Raw genomic sequence first — 15,367 nt, 5'->3', positions numbered from 1 at the left:
GCTCGAGGTGAGGCGATGAGCGCCCTGTTCGTCGGGATCGACGTCGGCACCTCCGGCGTGCGCGCGGTGGCGGTGGACCCCGACGGCACGGTGGCGGCCGGGGCCCGCACGCCCCTGCCGCCGCCCGAGCGCGACGGCCAGCGCCTGACGCAGGATCCCGCGCTGTGGTGGCAGGCCGTCGATCGCACGCTGGCTCAGCTGATGATCCTGATCGATCCCGCCCGGGTGGCCGCGCTGGCGGTGGACGGCACCTCGGGCACGCTGCTGCTGGCCGATGCCGACGGCCGGCCGCTGAGCGCCGGCTGGATGTACAACGACACGAGCTGCGTGGCCGAGGCCGCCCGGGTGGCCGCCACCGCCGCGCCGGACAGCGCGGCCCACGGCAGCAGCTCGCCGCTGGCCCGCCTGCTGCACCTGCAGGCGCTGCACCCCGAGGCCGTCCATGTGCTGCACCAGGCCGACTGGCTGGCCGGCCGGCTCGCCGCCCGCCATGGCGTCTCCGACGAGAACAACGTGCTGAAGCTGGGCTACGACGTGGTGCACCGCCGCTGGCCGGACTGGTTCGACCGCCTCGGCGTGCGCCGCGCGCTGCTGCCCGAGGTGCGGCCGCCCGGCACGCCGATCGGCCGCATCGACCCGGCGCTGGCGCGGCGCCACGGCCTGCGCCCCGAGGTGGTGGTGGCCGCCGGCACCACCGACGGCGTGGCGGCGTTCCTCGCCACCGGCGCCACCGAGGTGGGCGACGCGGTCAGCTCGCTGGGCACCACGCTGGTCCTCAAGCTGCTCAGCGACCGGCCGGTGTTCGCGCCCCGCCTCGGCCTCTACAGCCACCGGCTGGGCGACCTGTGGCTGCCCGGCGGCGCCTCGAACAGCGGCGGCGCGGCGCTGCTGCGCTTCTTCACGACCGAACAGATGCTTGCGATGACCCCACGACTGCAGCCGGACACCCCGACCGGCCTGGACTACTACCCGCTGCCCGGCCCGGGCGAGCGTTTCCCGATCCACGACCCGGCGCTGCAGGCGCGCGTCGACCCCCGCCCGGCCGATGACCTGCGCTTCTTCCAGGGCCTGCTCGAAGGCGTGGCGGGCGTGGAGCGACTGGCCTTCCAGCGCATGGCCGAGCTGGGCGCCCCGCCGGTGCGGCGGGTGTTCAGCGTCGGCGGGGGGGCCCGCAATGCCGCCTGGGGCCGCATCCGCGAGCGCCTGCTGGGCGTGCCGGTGTGCACCCCGGCGCAGGACGAGGCCGCGGTGGGGGTCGCCCGCCTGGCCCGCCAGGGCGCGGAGGCCGCGGCATGACACAGTGGCTGGATCACCTGGGGGCACTGGCCGATCGTTACGACGGCTACGTGATCGACCAGTTCGGCGTGCTGCACGACGGCATCACGCCCTACCCCGGCGCGGCCGAGGCGCTGCGTGAGCTGCGCGCACGTGGCAAGCGGGTCATCGTGCTGAGCAACTCGGGCAAGCGGGCCGCGCCCAATGCCGAGCGGCTGAGCCGCTTCGGCGTCACGCCGGCGCACTACGACGCGCTGATCACCTCCGGCGAGCTGATGTTCCAGATGCTGCGCCAGCGCGACCGGGCACCGTTCGACACGCTCGGCCGGCGCGTCTGGCTGGGCCATCCGGCCGAGGACGGGCCCACGCTGCAAGGCCTCGACCTCGAGGCGGTGGAAGATCCCGCACAGGCCGACTTCGTGCTGCTGGCCAGCCTGCCCGACGTGGCCGGGGCGGCCGAGGCGCTGCACCCGGCGCTGGACCTCGCGCTGGACCGCGGCCTGCCGCTGATCTGCGCCAACCCCGACCGGCAGCGCCTGAGCGCCCGCGGCGTCGAGCCCTCGAGCGGTGCGCTGGCCCAGCGCCATGCCGATCGGGGTGGCGAGGTCGTGTGGCTGGGCAAGCCGCATGCGCTGATCTACACCGTCTGCCGCGAGGCGCTGGGGCGCTGGGGCTCACGCCACTTCCTCGCGATCGGCGACTCGCTGGAGCACGACATCGGCGGCGGTGCCCGCGCCGGCTACGACACCTGCTTCATCGCCGGTGGCCTGCATGCCGCGGACTTCGCCTCGGCCGCCCCCGCCGAGGCCACGCTGGCCCGGCTGCTGGACAGCCCGCCGGCCCACGGCGCCCCGGCGCCCACCTGGGCGCTGCCGACGCTGCGCTGGGCCTGAGGCCCTGCCACATCACACCTGCACGCCACCTTCACGCCTGCCTGCGCCACCACCATGAACTCGCCCGACTACACCCCCGCCTGCCTCACCCTCGCCCGGCTGTCCGCCCGCCTCGGTGCCGATCCGCTGCTGATCCAGGGCGCCGGGGGCAACACCTCGATCAAGGAAGGCCGCACGCTCTGGGTCAAGGCCAGCGGCCTGTGGCTGCGTGATGCGCTGGCCCGGCCGATGTTCGCCCCCGTCGATCTGGCCGAGGTGCGCCGGCGGGTGGCCGGGGGCGAGGCCGACCCGGTCGGGCCGGCGCTGCAGGCCGGGCGGGCCGCGCCCGGCCTGAGGCCCTCCATCGAGACCACGCTGCATGCGCTGATGCCCCATGCGGTGGTGCTGCACGTGCATGCGGTCGAGGCGATCGCGTGGGCGGTGCAGCCCGATGCCGAGCAGCGGCTGCGCATGCCGCTGGCCGGCCAGCGCTGGGCCTGGGTGCCTTATGCCCGCCCGGGCCTGCCGCTGACCCGGGCGGTCGCGACGGTGATGGCCCGGCACGAGGTCGACGTGCTGCTGCTCGCCAACCACGGCCTGGTGGTGGGCGGCGCCACGCCGGACGAGGCCGAGGACCGCTTGAACCACGTCGTGGCGGCGCTGCGCCGTCCGCAGCGCCGCGCCCCCGCGGCCGACCTCGTGGCGCTGCGCACGCTGGCCGAGGGCACCGGCTGGGCGCTGCCGACCCACGAGCGCTGCCACGGCATCGCCACCGACCCGGCGCAGCTGGCCCAGGCCCGCGCCGGCGTGCTCTATCCGGACCATGTCGTCTTCCTGGGCACCCGGCAGCACACGGCGCCGCAGCGGCTGATGCACGACGACACCGCGCTGCGCCAGTGGCTGCAGTCCGAACGGCAACGCGGCGAGCACACCCCGGCCAGCCTCGCCCTGCCCGGGCGCGGCATGCTGGTGCGCGACGACCTGGGTGAAGGTGCGCAGGACATGCTGGCCTGCCTGGCCGACGTGCTGCCGCGCCTGCCCGCCGACATGATCCCGGTCTGCCTGCCCGACGACGAGGCCCGCGGTCTCGCCGACTGGGAGGCCGAGAAATTCAGGCGCCAGCAGGTGCGCTGACGCCGACACCCCGAACCCCACCCCACACCACACCACCGCCGAGGAATCCAGCCCATGAACCCCATCACCACCGTCGTCTTCGACATGGACGGCATCCTGATCGATTCGGAGGTGCTGTGGCGCCAGGTCCGCGAGGAGTTCGCGGCCGACCACGGCCTGGTCTGGTCGGCCGAGGACCAGGAGTCGACCATGGGCTGCAACACCCGCATGTGGTCGCGTCTGATGGTCGAGCGCCTGCAGCTGCAGGAGCGCCTGGGCATGGACGACGCGGCCATCGCCGCCGAGATCAAGGGTCGGCTGCTGCGCAAGTACGAACAGCACCTGCCCGAGCGTCCGGGCGCGGTGGCCGCCGTGCACCGCATCGCCGCGAAGTACAAGGTCGCGCTGGCCTCGGGCTCACCCAATGAGCTGGCCACGTTCGTGATGAAGGCCACCGGCCTCGACCGGGTGTTCCTCGCCGCCACCTACGGCGACGACGTGGTGCACGGCAAGCCCGCGCCCGACATCTACCTCGACGTGCTGGCCAAGATCGGCGTGGCGCCGCAGAACGCGGTGGGCATCGAGGATTCGGGCAACGGCATCCGCTCGCTGAAGGCCGCCGGCATGGGCATCGTGGCCGCGCCGGGGCCGGAGTTCCCGCTCGCCCCCGAGGTGCTGGCGCTGGCCGGCGTCTGCATCGGCGACATGAGCGAGCTGAGCATCGAATGCATCGAGCGCGCTGGCGCGGCCCGCCGCTGAGCACCGCCAACGCGGCCCCACAAGATAGAAAGCCTGATCACGCGGGGCGGGATCAGGCTTTGCTGCGGTGCTTGCACACCATCGTGTGGTGCGCCCGGCTGGGATCGAACCAGCGACCCTTGGCTTCGGAGGCCAATACTCTATCCACTGAGCTACGGGCGCAGAATCCACATTCTAGCAGGTATATGAGCGAGGTCTGCACGCAACACGCATCGAGCAGGGGTGCCCCTTATAATTGCGAGGTTTTGCGCACCGCGTTTGCCCCGCGCTGTCACCGCCAGAGGAACCCATGAGCGACGCCCGACCCCAGACTGCCAACCACGACGAACATTCGAGCCCGATCAAGACGCCCAAGCAACTGATCACCGCCGTGGTGTTCGCGCTGGTGGTGCCGATCTTCGCGATCGCGCTGCTGGTGAAGAACGTGTCGATGAACAAGACCACCGGTGCCGGCACCGAAGCGATGAGCGCGGAAGCCGTCGCGGCACGCATCCAGCCGGTCGGCGCGGTGGAGATCAAGCTAGAGGGCGGCCCGCTGCGCTCGGGTGAAGAGGTCTACAAGGGCCAGTGCTCGGCCTGCCACGCCGCCGGCGTGGTCGGTGCACCGAAGTTCGGCGATGCCGGCGCCTGGGGTCCTCGCCTCGGCCAGGGTTACGAAGCCCTGCTGAACTCGGCCCTGAAGGGCAAGGGCAACATGAGCGCCCAGGGCGGCGGTGAATTCAACGACACCGAAGTCGGCCGTGCCGTGGTCTACATGGCCAACGCCGGCGGTGCCAAGTTCGCCGAGCCGGCGGCACCGGCCGCTTCGGCCCCGTGAAGGGCGCAGGCCACCCGGTCTGCCCGCCCCGGAACAGCCGGCCCCTCGAGGCCGGCTTTTTTCATGGTGCCGGCCCGGCCAGCGCCTGCTGCGGGCTGAGCACAAAACCAGCGCGCCGCGGCAGGCCGGCGCGCGTCACCTCGAGCGGCGCCCAGAGCCCCTGCTCGACCGGCTCGACCGCGACGGCCATGTCCATCGAGCGCACCAGCCCCAGGCCCAGCTCGGTCTGCAGGTAGAGGCGCCCGGACTCGTCGAGCAGCGCCTCGCGCACCTCGCGCACCGGCTGGCCGGTGTGGGCCGTGACGGCCCAGCCCCCCGCCGCACCGGTCTCGCGCTCGACGCCCAGCACCAGCGGCGCGGCCTCCAGCTCGACGAAGACCTGCTGCGGGCCGTTCTGGAAGAACCAGCGGCCCTGCCCGTCGGCCTGGTAGTTGCGCTGGATGAAGCCGATCAGCTTCGCATGCTCGATGCGGCTGCCCTTGACCTGCGGGAACGGACCCGCCTGCTGGGTGCGGTCGTCACGCATGTACCAGTCGCCACGCGCATCGAGCGCCAGCCAGCCGTGGCAGGCCGGCACGTTCGGCCACTTGGCCATCGCGGCCCTGACCAGATCATCCATGATCACATCCTCCTTGCCGCAACCAGCGCATGACCACCGCCGGCAGCGTGGTGACCGTGCCCGGACAGGGCCCGGTCGCAAAACCGACATGCCCGCCGTGGGCCGGCTGCCACAGCATGACCACATCGCTGACCGCCCCCGGCGGCGGCAGGCTGTGCACCGGCACGAACGGATCATTGCGCGGATTGATCACCAGGGCCGGCACGCGGACATCGGCCAGCCGCCAGAGCGAGGATGCACGCCGCCAGTAGTCGTCGGTGTCGCGGAAGCCGTGCAGCGGCGCGGTGAAGACGTTGTCGAAATCGTGCAGCGTGCGGGCAGCGCGCAGGCGCCGGGCGTCGAACAGGCCCGGATGCTGGGCCAGCTTGGCCAGCGCCTTGGGCTTCATCGAGCGCAGGAACATCGGCGTGTAGAGCAGGCGGTTGAGCCCCCGCCCGATGGCCGCCCCGCTGGCGGCCAGATCCAGCGGCGAACAGACCGCCACCACCGCGCCCGCCAGGCCGCCCGCCTGGTGACCGGCTTCCTGGGCCCAGCGCAGCAGCGCATTGCCGCCCAGCGACACGCCGACGGCCAGCACCGGCGCGGCCCCGTGCTGGCGCCGCACCTGCTCGAGCATCCAGCCGATCTCGACATGGTCACCGCTGTGATAGGCCCGCGGCGCGCGGTTGATCTCGCCAGAGCAGCCCCGGAAATGAGGCAGCACCAGCGCGTGGCCGTGGCGCTGCGCCCAGTCGGCCCAGGCGACGGCGTAGTGGCTGGCCGAGCTGCCCTCCAGTCCGTGGAACAGCACGATCAGCGGTGCGGGCGCGGCCTCGGCAGGCCCGGCGGGGATCAGCCAGTCGGCATCGATGAAGTCACCGTCGGGCGTATCCCAGCGCTGGCGCCGCCAGCGCGGCGCCTCGCCGAGCCGGTGGCGCGACAGCAGGGCCGGCCACACCGTCTGCAGCTGCCCGCCGGGCAGCCACCAGGGGGCATCGGCCCACTCGACGGCGAGGCGGTTCAATGGAAGATGGCGGACGGATCGCGGAACTCGAGCAGCTCCGCAGGCCCGCCCGGGCTGGCGTGGTGCACCAGCAGCTTCCAGCCCTGCGTCGTCTTGGCGTAGAGGTTGGTGGCCACCACGTAGCCGGCATGCGTGCCCTGCTCGGTGGGCACGCGCACCTCCTCGAGCACATGGTGCACGGCGCAGCCGCCCACCACCACCCGGCGGACCTGCACCACCCGCACGTTGACGCCGCCCTGGGCGAAGATCTCCTCGAAGCCGCCGCGGATGGCGGCGGCCCCGATCTGGCGCGGACCGCCCGGAGAGATGCAGGCGATCTCCTCGTCATCGGCCCAGACGGCCATCACCTGCTCGAGATCGGCGCGCTGGAGCGCCTCGTAGAACTGGGCCTCGGTGTCATCCGGGGTGGCCATCAGGGACGCTTGCAGGGGTTTCTGGCGCGGCATGGTGAAGAGGAGGTCAGCGGAAGACGACGGTCTTGCGGCCGTTGAGCAGGACACGGTGCTCGACATGCCAGCGCACGGCGCGCGCCAGCACGACACATTCGACGTCACGCCCCACCGCGGTGTAGTCCTCCGGGCTCAGGGTGTGATCGACGCGCTCGACATCCTGCTCGATGATCGGACCTTCGTCGAGGTCCGGGGTCACATAGTGCGCCGTGGCACCGATCAGCTTCACCCCCCGATCGTGGGCCTGGAAATAGGGCTTGGCGCCCTTGAAGCTGGGCAGGAAGCTGTGGTGGATGTTGATCGCCCGGCCCTGCAGGAAGTCGCAGAACTCGGGGCTGAGGATCTGCATGTAGCGCGCCAGCACCACCAGGTCGATCTGGTGGCGGGCGAACAGCGCCTCGACCTGCTGCTCCTGCTCACGCTTGGCCGCCGCCCCGCTGCCCGTGGCCAGCGGCAGGTGGTGGAAGGCGATGCCGTAGCTGGCCGCCAGGTCGGCGAAGTCGGGGTGGTTGGAGACGATGGCGGGGATGTCGACCGCCAGCTGGCCGCTCTTCCAGCGGAACAGCAGGTCGTTGAGGCAGTGGCCGTACCGGCTGACCATCAGCATCAGGCGCGGACGGCGCTGCAGTCCGTGCACCTGCAGGCGCATCGCGAACTGCTGGCGCACGTGGCCGAAGAGGCGCTCGAGCGTCGGGGCGTCGGCCAGGTGCTCCGGGGCGTCGAAATGCACCCGCATGAAGAACAGCCCGGTGGCGTCCTCCCCGAGCACATCGCCGAACTGCTGGGAGTCGATGATGTTGCAGCCGGCCTGGTAGAGCAGGCCCGAGACGGCGTGCACGATGCCCTTGGCATCCTGGCACGACAGGGTGAGTACGAATTCGCGGGACATGGGCATGGTGGCCCGGATTCTATTCAGCCCCGCCGGCCGGCGCTCGCCCCTAGAATCATCCACACCCACGATCCTCCGCCCCCCCCATGCCCCAGCCACCGGCCGAACGCGCCCAGGAACTCGCCGATCTGCTGTCCCGCACGGCGCTGGGTGACCGACAGGCCTTCGCCCGGCTGTACGAGCGCACCAGCGCGCATCTGCTGGGCGTGATCCTGCGTATCCAGCGTCGACACGACCTGGCGGAAGACCTGCTGCAGGAGGTCTACGTCAGCCTCTGGCGCCATGCGGGCAGCTTCGATGCCCAGCGGGCCCAGGCGCTGACCTGGATGTCGAGCGTGGCCCGCCACCGGGCCATCGACAGCCTGCGCCGGCTGCACACGCAGCCGCAGACCCTCAGCAGCCACCGGGCCGGCCACGACGAAGAGGACGATCACGACATGCTGCAGGACTTTGCCAGCGCCGACCCCGACCCCCAGGACCTGCTCGACAGCGCCGTGCAGGCGCGCGCGATGCAGACCTGCCTGGGCACGCTGAACGCCGACCAGAAACAGAGCCTGGCGCTGGCCTTCTACCAGGGCCTGACCCACGCCGAGGTGGCCGAGCACCTGAAGCAGCCGCTGGGCAGCGTCAAGAGCTGGGTGCGCCGGGGCCTGCAGGCCTTGCGCGGCTGCCTGGAGCGAGCGGGCCTGGGCGATGCGGCCGTCGTGCGCATGCCGGTGTCGAAGGCCTGACCCCATGGACTACAGCCGTCCCGAACTGGCCCAGCGCCTGGCCGCCGAATACGTCGTGGGCACCCTGCACGGCGGCGCGCGGCGGCGCTTCGAGAGCCTGCTGCCGGCCCACCCCGGCCTGCGCCAGGCGGTCTGGCAATGGCAGGATCGCCTGATGCCGCTGACCGCCAGCGTGCCGCCGGTGCCGCCGTCACCGCGGGTCTGGGCCGGCATCCAGTCCACGCTGTTCGCGCCGCCCGCTTCCGGCGAGGCCGGGCCCTGGTGGCAGCGCCTGAGGGTGTGGCAGGGCCTGTGCGCCGCCGCGGGCGCCTGCAGCCTGGCGCTGCTGGTCGCGCTCGGTCTGCCGGCACCGGTGCAGCCCCCCGTCGTGGTGGTGATGAACAGCGAGCAGGGTCCGGCCACCTTCGTCGCCAGCGTCAGCGCCGACGGCCGCAGCCTGGTGCTCAAGCCGCTGGGCGGCATGGCGCTGAGCGCGACGCAGGCGCTGGAGCTGTGGGCCGTGCCACCACAGGGTGCCCCGCGGTCGCTGGGACTGGTCTCGGCACAGGGCGCCACCACGGTGCGGCGGGCGGAGCTGCTCCAGGGCACGGCCGCGTTCGCGGTCAGCATCGAGCCCCCCGGGGGCTCTCCGACCGGCGCGCCGACCGGCCCGGTGGTGTCGGCCGGCAAGCTCGAGCTCTGAGCCGGGCCGACGGGCCGCGTGGGCGCGACGGGCACACGGCCCGCCCGCCCCGTGCGCTCACAGCCGGCTCTTCAGCGCCTCGTGCACCCGCTCGGGGCTGACCTCGGTCAGGCAGCGGGTGTGGCCATAGCGGCAGGTGCGCTCGAAACACGGGGCGCAGTCCAGCGCCAGCTCGTCCTTGAGCCACAGCACCGCCGCCCGGGCATTCAGCGGCGGCGTGTGCTCCGGGCTGGTCGAGCCGAACACCGCCACCTGGGGCAGGCCGAAGGCCGCCGCCACGTGCATCAGCCCCGAATCGTTGCTGACCAGGCCACGGGCCCCGGCGATGACGGCCATCGCGTCGTCCAGCGAGGTCTTGCCGGCCAGGGCCAGGCAGCGGACCGCCGTGCCGGCGCGGCCGTCGTCGGCCTGCTGCGCGATGCCTTCGGCCAGTGCGGCCTCCTTGCCCGAACCCAGCAGCAGCACCGGCAGGCCGGTCTCGTCCATCAGGCGCCGGGCCAGCCGGGCGTAGTGCGCGGCGGGCCAGCATTTGGCCGGACCGTATTCGGCGCCCGGGGCAAACGCCCAGTAGCCACCCGGCGACAGGCCCAGCCGGGACAGCGCCGCCGTGACCCGCGGCGCATCGATGACCAGCCGGGGGGCCGGTGCGACCGACCCGGCCGCGGGGGGACGCCCATCGGCCAGCGCCAGGTAGAAGTCGACCATCGGGCCGCGGTGGCCGGGATTGGGCAGCGCCTCGTTGATCAGCCACCAGCGGGATTCACCCCGATAGCCCACCCGCCGCGCCATGCCCGCGAAGACCGGCAGCAGGGCCGACTTCAGCGAGTTGGGCAGCACGTAGGCCACGTCGAAGTGACCGCGCCAGGAGCGGCCGAGCGCGCGGCGCGCGGACCAGTCGAGGCGACCATGCGCGAACGGCAGCTCGACGATCGCCGCCACGCCCGCCATCGCACGGTAGACCGGCGCGACCCAGGGCAGCGCCGCCACGGTCACGGTCTCGCCGCGGGCGGCCAGCGCGGCCACCAGCGGCTGGCTCATGACCGCATCCCCGATCCACTGCGGGGCGATGATCAGTGCACGCTTCATCGCCGGGCGCCCGGGTGCATCACTGACGGAACATGGCGCCGCACGCAGGCGGCCGGGCCGGAACCGGGGATCACGCGATCAGTGGGCGTGCAGCGACTCGCCGGCCTTCAGGCGATAGACCGTGCCGCAGTACGGGCAGCGGCCTTCGCCCGCGTGGCTCAGGTCGATGTAGACCTTCGGGTGGGTGCTCCACAGCGCCATCTTCGGGTTCGGGCAGGCCACCACGCCGTGACCCTGCAGGTCGCGGGCGGTGACTTCGACGACAGCTTGTTTTTCGCTCATGGTCAGACCTTGGTGAGCCAGTCGGCGTACTTGGGGTTGCGTCCGTTGACGATGTCGAAGAACGCGCTCTGGATCTTCTCGGTGATCGGGCCGCGCGAGCCGATGCCGATCTCGATGCGGTCGAGTTCGCGGATCGGCGTCACTTCAGCGGCCGTGCCGGTGAAGAAGGCCTCGTCGGCGATGTAGACCTCGTCGCGGGTGATGCGCTTCTGCACCACCTCCAGCCCCAGATCCTTGCAGATGTGGAAGATGGTGTTGCGGGTGATGCCGTTGAGCGCACCGGCCGACAGGTCGGGCGTGTAGACCACGCCGTTCTTGATGACGAAGATGTTCTCGCCCGCGCCTTCGGAGACGAAGCCGGAGGCGTCGAGCAGCAGTGCCTCGTCGTAGCCGTCGTCGGTCGCTTCCATGTTGGCGAGGATCGAGTTGGTGTAGTTGCTCACCGCCTTGGCCTGCGTCATCGTGATGTTGACGTGGTGGCGGGTGTAGCTGGAGGTCTTGACGCGGATGCCGCGCCGCATGCCCTCTTCGCCCAGGTAGGCGCCCCAGGACCAGGCCGCCACCATCAGGTGGATGCGGTTGCCCTTGGGCGAGACGCCCAGCTTCTCGGTGCCGATCCAGGTCAGCGGGCGCAGGTAGCCGCTGGCCAGCCCGTTCTCGCGCACGACCGCCTTCTGGGCCTCCTCGACCTGCTCGATCGTGAAGGGGATCTTCATGCGCAGGATCTTGGCGCTGTTGAACAGGCGCTCGGTGTGCTCGCGCAGGCGGAAAATGGCGGTGCCGTCGACGGTGTCGTAAGCGCGCACGCCTTCGAACGCGCCGCAGCCATAGTGCAGCGTGTGCGTCAGCACGTGGATCTTGGCATCACGCCAGTCCACCATCTCGCCGTCCATCCAGATCTTGCCGTCTCGGTCTTCCATCGACATGGGTATGCGCTCGAGCGGGGCCGCCGCCGAGTCTCTCGGGGTTCTTGCAGGGGTGTCGATTGTATGCGGTGGCCGACCCGCTCAGGCACCGGCCCGGGCGGGTTCGGGCGGCCGGCGCGGCAGCTTGGCCGCGATCATGGCGCGCAGCTTGTTCGGCGCCACCGGCTTGCGCAGCAGGTGATGGCCCGCAGGGGCTGCCCCGCCGCCATCCGGTCGCGGCACCTCCCCCGTGATCACGATGGCCGGCAGGTCGGGCTGGAAACGCTCGCGCAGCAGCCGGATGACCTGCGGTGCGGTGACCTGCTGCGGCAGGCCATGGTCGACGATCAGCAGATCCGGGCAGCGCACGCACGGCTGCGAGACCCAGGCCTGGACGCTGGCCAGGTCAGGAAACCCGATCACGTCGGCGCCCCAGCCGGTCAGCAGCAGCGTCAGACCGGCCCGGACGGCCTCGTCGTCCTCGACCACCACGAGGCAACGATCGACCAGCGAGGTCGAGGTCAGCATCGCCTGCTGCCGGACCTGCGCCGGCGGCGGCGAAGGCGCCTCCTGGGGCCGGCCGGCCGGCACGGTCAGGCTGAACACCGAGCCCTGGCCGGGCCTGGAGCAGAGCTGCAGGTCGGCCTGCATCAGGCCGGCGAGCCGCTTGACGATGGCCAGCCCCAGGCCGAGCCCCTTGCGGTGGGGCGAGGCCAGCCGGTGCTCGCCGGACACCTGGTAGAACTCGTCGAAGATGCGCTCCTGCGCCTGCGGCGCGATGCCCACGCCCGTGTCCCAGACCTGAATCAGGAACTGACCGCGCCGCGGGCGGCAGGTGACGAGCACCCCGCCGTCCTCGGTGTAGCGGATCGCGTTGGCCACCAGGTTGCGCAGGATGCGCTCGAGCACCTGCTCGTCGGCCTGCAGCCAGTGCCGCCCGCCGCGCAGCTCGAACACCAGCCCCTTGTCGAAGGCCACCGGCTCGTGGTGCGGCCGCAGGCGCTCGAACACCCGCTCGAACGGGAACGACTGCGGATGCAGCTCCACCCCGCCATGGTCGATCCAGGTCAGGTCGAGCAGCTCGTCGAACAGGCCGTCCAGCGCGCGGACGGCATCGGTGATGCCGCCGGTCAGGTGCAGCACGTCGGGGTCGCGGCACCGCTCGCGCAAGGCATCGGCAAACAGCACCAGCGCATGCAGCGGCTGGCGCAGGTCATGGCTGGCGGCGGAGAAGAACTGGGTGCGGGCCTGCAGGGCCGCTTCGGCCACTTCACGCGCCTGCTCCGCACTCGCGTGGGCGGCACGGGCCTGCTCCCGCTGGCGCGCCAGCCGGTGCTCGAGCCGACGGCAGCGGGCCTGCAGGGCCAGCGACCACCCCACCAGGCTGCCGACACCACCAATCAGCAGCACCAGGCCGGCGACGACCCACCACAGCGGCAGCTCGACCAGCCCGTCCGGCACCAGCGGCGCCAGCCGCCCGACCAGACCGGCGTCCGGCGCCTCGGCGACCACCGCGACAGGGAGGCTCGACATCGCTGCTCCTGCTCGCCGGGGCTTCAGGTCCGCATCAGGCGCATGGCTCCGCCGCGGGTCTGCTGGATCTGGTTGACCACCAGCACCGCCTGGGTCCGGGAACTCACGCCCAGGCTGCGCAGCACGGCCGCCACATGGTCCTTGATGGTCTCCACCGACAGGCCCAGTTCCCGGGCGATCACCTTGTTGGCCTTGCCCTGCAGCAGCAGGGCCAGCACCTCGCACTGGCGCGGGGTCAGGCCGAGCGACTCCAGCGGCACCAGGCTCGCCCGGTCGGCCGCATCCGGGCGCGGCTCGCGCGCCTCGTCCATCGCCACCTCGTCCATCTCGACCATGGCCGACAGGGAACGGGTCGACACCGGCCCCATCGCACCGGCCGGACCGACCACCTGGACCGGCGCGTTCGACGGCGGCTGGCTCAGGGAAGGCGCCATCGGCGGGATGTACAGCCCCCCGGACATCACCAGGTGCAGGGCCTCGATCAGCATGTCGTTGCTCGCACGCTTGGGCACGTAGCCCATCGCGCCCGCGTCGATCGCACGGATCACGTCGCTGGCCCGGTCCGAGGCCGAGACCACGACCACCGGCAGCGCCGGCCAGCGGTCCCGCAGCTCGACCAGCACATCGATGCCGTTCGCGTCGCCCAGCAGCAGGTCGAGCAGCAGCAGGTCGTAGTCGGCCTGTCGCTCGAGCAGCGCCTTCGCCTCGCGGGCGGAACCGACCGAGGTGGCCTCCACCTGGGGGCCCAGCCGGGCCATGACGGACTGCATGGCCGCCAGGATCAGCGGGTGGTCATCGACGAGGAGCACTTTCATCTGACATTCCCTGAACGGACTCGCTGGTCCGGATGTGGTGCGTGATGCGTGAGGTCCCGGGCACTCGGGATCGATGCTAGCGGGGGATGGCGCCACGCCGCCTCCCTCCGACGGGGGAGGCCGGCACGAAGGTCGCAACAACTCGTTTCAGGCCCTGGAGACCGGCAGATCAGGTACGACCACGAGCCTGTTCGTCCAGCGCCCGCAACCGCGCCAGCTTGTCGGCGATCTTGATCTCCAGTCCGCGGGGCACGGGCTCGTAGAAGCGTGTCGCCGGATCCATGCCGTCGGGCAGATAACGTTCGCCCGCCGCGTAAGCGCCCTCTTCGTCGTGGGCGTAGCGGTAGTCACGGCCGTAGTCGAGCGACTTCATCAGCGCGGTCGGCGCATTGCGCAGGTGCAGCGGCACCGGGCGGGTGCCGTCCTGCTTGACGAGCGCGCGCACGGCCTTGTAGGCCTGATAGACGGCATTGGACTTGGGCGCGACCGCCAGGTAGACCACCGCCTCGGCCAGCGCCAGTTCGCCCTCGGGCGAGCCCAGGCGCTCGTAGGTCTCGGCGGCGTCGAGCGTCATGCGCAGCGCGCGCGGGTCGGCCAGCCCGATGTCCTCGGTGGCCATGCGGATCAGGCGACGCGCCAGGTAACGGGCATCGACCCCGCCATCGATCATGCGCACGAACCAGTAGAGCGCCGCATCGGGCTGGCTGCCCCGCACCGACTTGTGCAGCGCGGAGATGGTGTCGTAGAACTGCTCGCCGCCCTTGTCGTAGCGGCGCAGCTGCGCACCCAGGCTGCGCTCCAGCGCCGCCTCGTCGATCGGGCGGACGGCCCCGAGCATGCGCACCACGTTCTCGAAGGTGTTGAGCAGGCGCCGCGCATCGCCGTCGGCATAGGCGATCAGCCGGTCGGCCGCGGCCGGCAGCGGCGCCACCGCACCCAGCGCCTCGGTGGCGCGCCGCAGCAGGGCCTGCATGTCCTCGTCCGACATCGGCTGCAGCACATGCACCGTGGCACGCGACAGCAGCGCCGAGTTGACCTCGAAGGACGGGTTCTCGGTCGTGGCGCCGATGAAGGTGAACAGGCCCGACTCGACGTGCGGCAGGAAGGCGTCCTGCTGCGACTTGTTGAAGCGGTGCACCTCGTCGACGAAGACGATGCAGCGCTGGCCACGCGCCTGCGCCACCCGGGCGCCCTCGACCGCCTCGCGGATGTCCTTGACACCGCCGAGCACCGCGGAGATCTGGATGAAGTGGGCATCGAAGGCATCGGCCATCAGCCGCGCCAGCGTGGTCTTGCCGACGCCCGGCGGGCCCCACAGGATCATCGAGTGAGGCTGCCCGGACTCGAAGGCGACACGCAGCGGCTTGCCCTCGCCCAGCAGGTCGTGCTGGCCGATGACCTCGTCGAGGTGCTGCGGCCGCAGCCGCTCGGCCAGCGGCACCTGGGCGTCGTGGGCACTGGCACCGGCACCGGCACCCGCCCGCGCGGATGCGGGCGGATCGGCGGCCGTGCCGCCGAACAGGTCGTCGGCCACGTC

17 protein-coding genes and 1 tRNA gene are annotated in these 15,367 nt (G+C 71.9%); 7 read left to right on the top strand and 11 right to left on the bottom strand.

Annotated elements, in window-relative coordinates; all coding sequences use genetic code 11:
- Positions 1 to 15: 15 nt before the first annotated feature.
- From C7444_RS08300 to C7444_RS08285, 4 genes are read left to right on the top strand one after another with little or no spacing between them, the layout of a single operon-like run.
- On the top strand, positions 16 to 1,296 hold the full coding sequence (locus C7444_RS08300; RefSeq protein WP_110400385.1) for an FGGY-family carbohydrate kinase: 1,281 nt from the start codon (positions 16 to 18) through the stop codon (positions 1,294 to 1,296).
- Positions 1,293 to 2,168, top strand: a complete 876-nt coding sequence (locus C7444_RS08295) for a TIGR01459 family HAD-type hydrolase (RefSeq protein ID WP_110400384.1) — start codon at positions 1,293 to 1,295, stop codon at positions 2,166 to 2,168. Before C7444_RS08300 ends, C7444_RS08295 begins: the two co-directional genes overlap by 4 nt.
- A 54-nt stretch (positions 2,169 to 2,222) precedes the next feature.
- Positions 2,223 to 3,281, top strand: coding sequence for a class II aldolase/adducin family protein (locus C7444_RS08290; protein ID WP_110400383.1), 1,059 nt, complete (start codon positions 2,223 to 2,225; stop codon positions 3,279 to 3,281).
- Positions 3,282 to 3,335: 54 nt separating this feature from the next.
- Positions 3,336 to 4,019, top strand: coding sequence for an HAD family hydrolase (locus tag C7444_RS08285; protein WP_110400382.1), 684 nt, complete (start codon positions 3,336 to 3,338; stop codon positions 4,017 to 4,019).
- 86 nt (positions 4,020 to 4,105) lie between these two features.
- On the opposite strand, the gene C7444_RS08280 is transcribed toward C7444_RS08285, so the two are convergent.
- Positions 4,106 to 4,181, bottom strand: a tRNA-Arg gene (locus C7444_RS08280).
- Positions 4,182 to 4,308: 127 nt separating this feature from the next.
- Between C7444_RS08280 and C7444_RS08275 the strand changes: the two genes are divergently transcribed.
- Positions 4,309 to 4,836: a c-type cytochrome gene (locus C7444_RS08275; RefSeq protein WP_110400381.1), complete on the top strand. Its 528-nt coding sequence runs from the start codon at positions 4,309 to 4,311 to the stop codon at positions 4,834 to 4,836.
- A gap of 61 nt (positions 4,837 to 4,897) precedes the next feature.
- Here the strand turns inward: C7444_RS08275 and C7444_RS08270 are convergent, their stop codons facing one another.
- The 4 genes from C7444_RS08270 to purU are packed head-to-tail and all read right to left on the bottom strand — an operon-like array spanning position 4,898 to position 7,802.
- Entirely contained in the window at positions 4,898 to 5,455 is a 558-nt protein-coding gene (locus C7444_RS08270; RefSeq protein WP_110400380.1) for a DUF2946 family protein, read from the bottom strand.
- Positions 5,448 to 6,458 (bottom strand): YheT family hydrolase, encoded by a 1,011-nt coding sequence (locus C7444_RS08265; RefSeq protein WP_245909461.1) that lies wholly within the window; start codon positions 6,456 to 6,458, stop codon positions 5,448 to 5,450. Before C7444_RS08265 ends, C7444_RS08270 begins: the two co-directional genes overlap by 8 nt.
- On the bottom strand, positions 6,455 to 6,871 hold the full coding sequence (locus tag C7444_RS08260) for a YybH family protein (RefSeq protein WP_110400379.1): 417 nt from the start codon (positions 6,869 to 6,871) through the stop codon (positions 6,455 to 6,457). The genes C7444_RS08265 and C7444_RS08260 overlap by 4 nt, the downstream gene beginning before the upstream one ends.
- 46 nt (positions 6,872 to 6,917) lie before the next feature.
- Positions 6,918 to 7,802, bottom strand: coding sequence for a formyltetrahydrofolate deformylase (purU, locus tag C7444_RS08255; RefSeq protein WP_110400378.1), 885 nt, complete (start codon positions 7,800 to 7,802; stop codon positions 6,918 to 6,920).
- Between the two features lie 80 nt (positions 7,803 to 7,882).
- Between purU and C7444_RS08250 the strand changes: the two genes are divergently transcribed.
- Positions 7,883 to 8,527, top strand: a complete 645-nt coding sequence (locus tag C7444_RS08250; RefSeq protein ID WP_110400377.1) for a sigma-70 family RNA polymerase sigma factor — start codon at positions 7,883 to 7,885, stop codon at positions 8,525 to 8,527.
- A 4-nt stretch (positions 8,528 to 8,531) separates the two neighbouring features.
- Entirely contained in the window at positions 8,532 to 9,209 is a 678-nt protein-coding gene (locus C7444_RS08245) for an anti-sigma factor (RefSeq protein WP_110400376.1), read from the top strand.
- A 57-nt stretch (positions 9,210 to 9,266) separates the two neighbouring features.
- Here the strand turns inward: C7444_RS08245 and waaF are convergent, their stop codons facing one another.
- The 6 genes from waaF to C7444_RS08215 form a co-directional block, all read right to left on the bottom strand.
- Positions 9,267 to 10,295 carry a lipopolysaccharide heptosyltransferase II gene (gene waaF / locus C7444_RS08240; protein WP_110400375.1) on the bottom strand — a complete coding sequence of 343 codons (1,029 nt, stop codon included), beginning with the start codon at positions 10,293 to 10,295 and terminating at the stop codon, positions 9,267 to 9,269.
- A 78-nt stretch (positions 10,296 to 10,373) separates the two neighbouring features.
- Entirely contained in the window at positions 10,374 to 10,577 is a 204-nt protein-coding gene (locus C7444_RS08235; RefSeq protein ID WP_110400374.1) for a zinc-finger domain-containing protein, read from the bottom strand.
- A 2-nt stretch (positions 10,578 to 10,579) separates the two neighbouring features.
- Entirely contained in the window at positions 10,580 to 11,503 is a 924-nt protein-coding gene (locus C7444_RS08230; RefSeq protein WP_110400373.1) for a branched-chain amino acid transaminase, read from the bottom strand.
- An 81-nt stretch (positions 11,504 to 11,584) separates the two neighbouring features.
- Positions 11,585 to 13,015 (bottom strand): hybrid sensor histidine kinase/response regulator, encoded by a 1,431-nt coding sequence (locus C7444_RS08225; protein ID WP_110400372.1) that lies wholly within the window; start codon positions 13,013 to 13,015, stop codon positions 11,585 to 11,587.
- Between the two features lie 23 nt (positions 13,016 to 13,038).
- Complete coding sequence (locus tag C7444_RS08220) at positions 13,039 to 13,830, bottom strand: response regulator (RefSeq protein ID WP_110400371.1); 792 nt, start codon at positions 13,828 to 13,830, stop codon at positions 13,039 to 13,041.
- Positions 13,831 to 13,999: 169 nt separating this feature from the next.
- Entirely contained in the window at positions 14,000 to 15,364 is a 1,365-nt protein-coding gene (locus C7444_RS08215; RefSeq protein ID WP_211317503.1) for a replication-associated recombination protein A, read from the bottom strand.
- Positions 15,365 to 15,367 lie beyond the last annotated feature (3 nt).

This window comes from Sphaerotilus hippei (assembly GCF_003201595.1).
Classification (GTDB): domain Bacteria; phylum Pseudomonadota; class Gammaproteobacteria; order Burkholderiales; family Burkholderiaceae_C; genus Sphaerotilus; species Sphaerotilus hippei.
The sequence above is the reverse complement of the archived record's forward strand: the minus strand, read 5'-3'. Positions and strand labels throughout refer to the sequence as shown.

Coding starts and splice junctions, on each gene's coding strand:
- C7444_RS08300 (WP_110400385.1), top strand. CDS start 16: ATGAGCGCCCTGTTCGTCGGGATCGACGTCGGCACCTCCGGCGTGCGC.
- C7444_RS08295 (WP_110400384.1), top strand. CDS start 1,293: ATGACACAGTGGCTGGATCACCTGGGGGCACTGGCCGATCGTTACGAC.
- C7444_RS08290 (WP_110400383.1), top strand. CDS start 2,223: ATGAACTCGCCCGACTACACCCCCGCCTGCCTCACCCTCGCCCGGCTG.
- C7444_RS08285 (WP_110400382.1), top strand. CDS start 3,336: ATGAACCCCATCACCACCGTCGTCTTCGACATGGACGGCATCCTGATC.
- C7444_RS08275 (WP_110400381.1), top strand. CDS start 4,309: ATGAGCGACGCCCGACCCCAGACTGCCAACCACGACGAACATTCGAGC.
- C7444_RS08270 (WP_110400380.1), bottom strand. CDS start 5,455: ATGGATGATCTGGTCAGGGCCGCGATGGCCAAGTGGCCGAACGTGCCG.
- C7444_RS08260 (WP_110400379.1), bottom strand. CDS start 6,871: ATGGCCACCCCGGATGACACCGAGGCCCAGTTCTACGAGGCGCTCCAG.
- purU (WP_110400378.1), bottom strand. CDS start 7,802: ATGCCCATGTCCCGCGAATTCGTACTCACCCTGTCGTGCCAGGATGCC.
- C7444_RS08250 (WP_110400377.1), top strand. CDS start 7,883: ATGCCCCAGCCACCGGCCGAACGCGCCCAGGAACTCGCCGATCTGCTG.
- C7444_RS08245 (WP_110400376.1), top strand. CDS start 8,532: ATGGACTACAGCCGTCCCGAACTGGCCCAGCGCCTGGCCGCCGAATAC.
- waaF (WP_110400375.1), bottom strand. CDS start 10,295: ATGAAGCGTGCACTGATCATCGCCCCGCAGTGGATCGGGGATGCGGTC.
- C7444_RS08235 (WP_110400374.1), bottom strand. CDS start 10,577: ATGAGCGAAAAACAAGCTGTCGTCGAAGTCACCGCCCGCGACCTGCAG.
- C7444_RS08230 (WP_110400373.1), bottom strand. CDS start 11,503: ATGTCGATGGAAGACCGAGACGGCAAGATCTGGATGGACGGCGAGATG.
- C7444_RS08225 (WP_110400372.1), bottom strand. CDS start 13,015: ATGTCGAGCCTCCCTGTCGCGGTGGTCGCCGAGGCGCCGGACGCCGGT.
- C7444_RS08220 (WP_110400371.1), bottom strand. CDS start 13,830: ATGAAAGTGCTCCTCGTCGATGACCACCCGCTGATCCTGGCGGCCATG.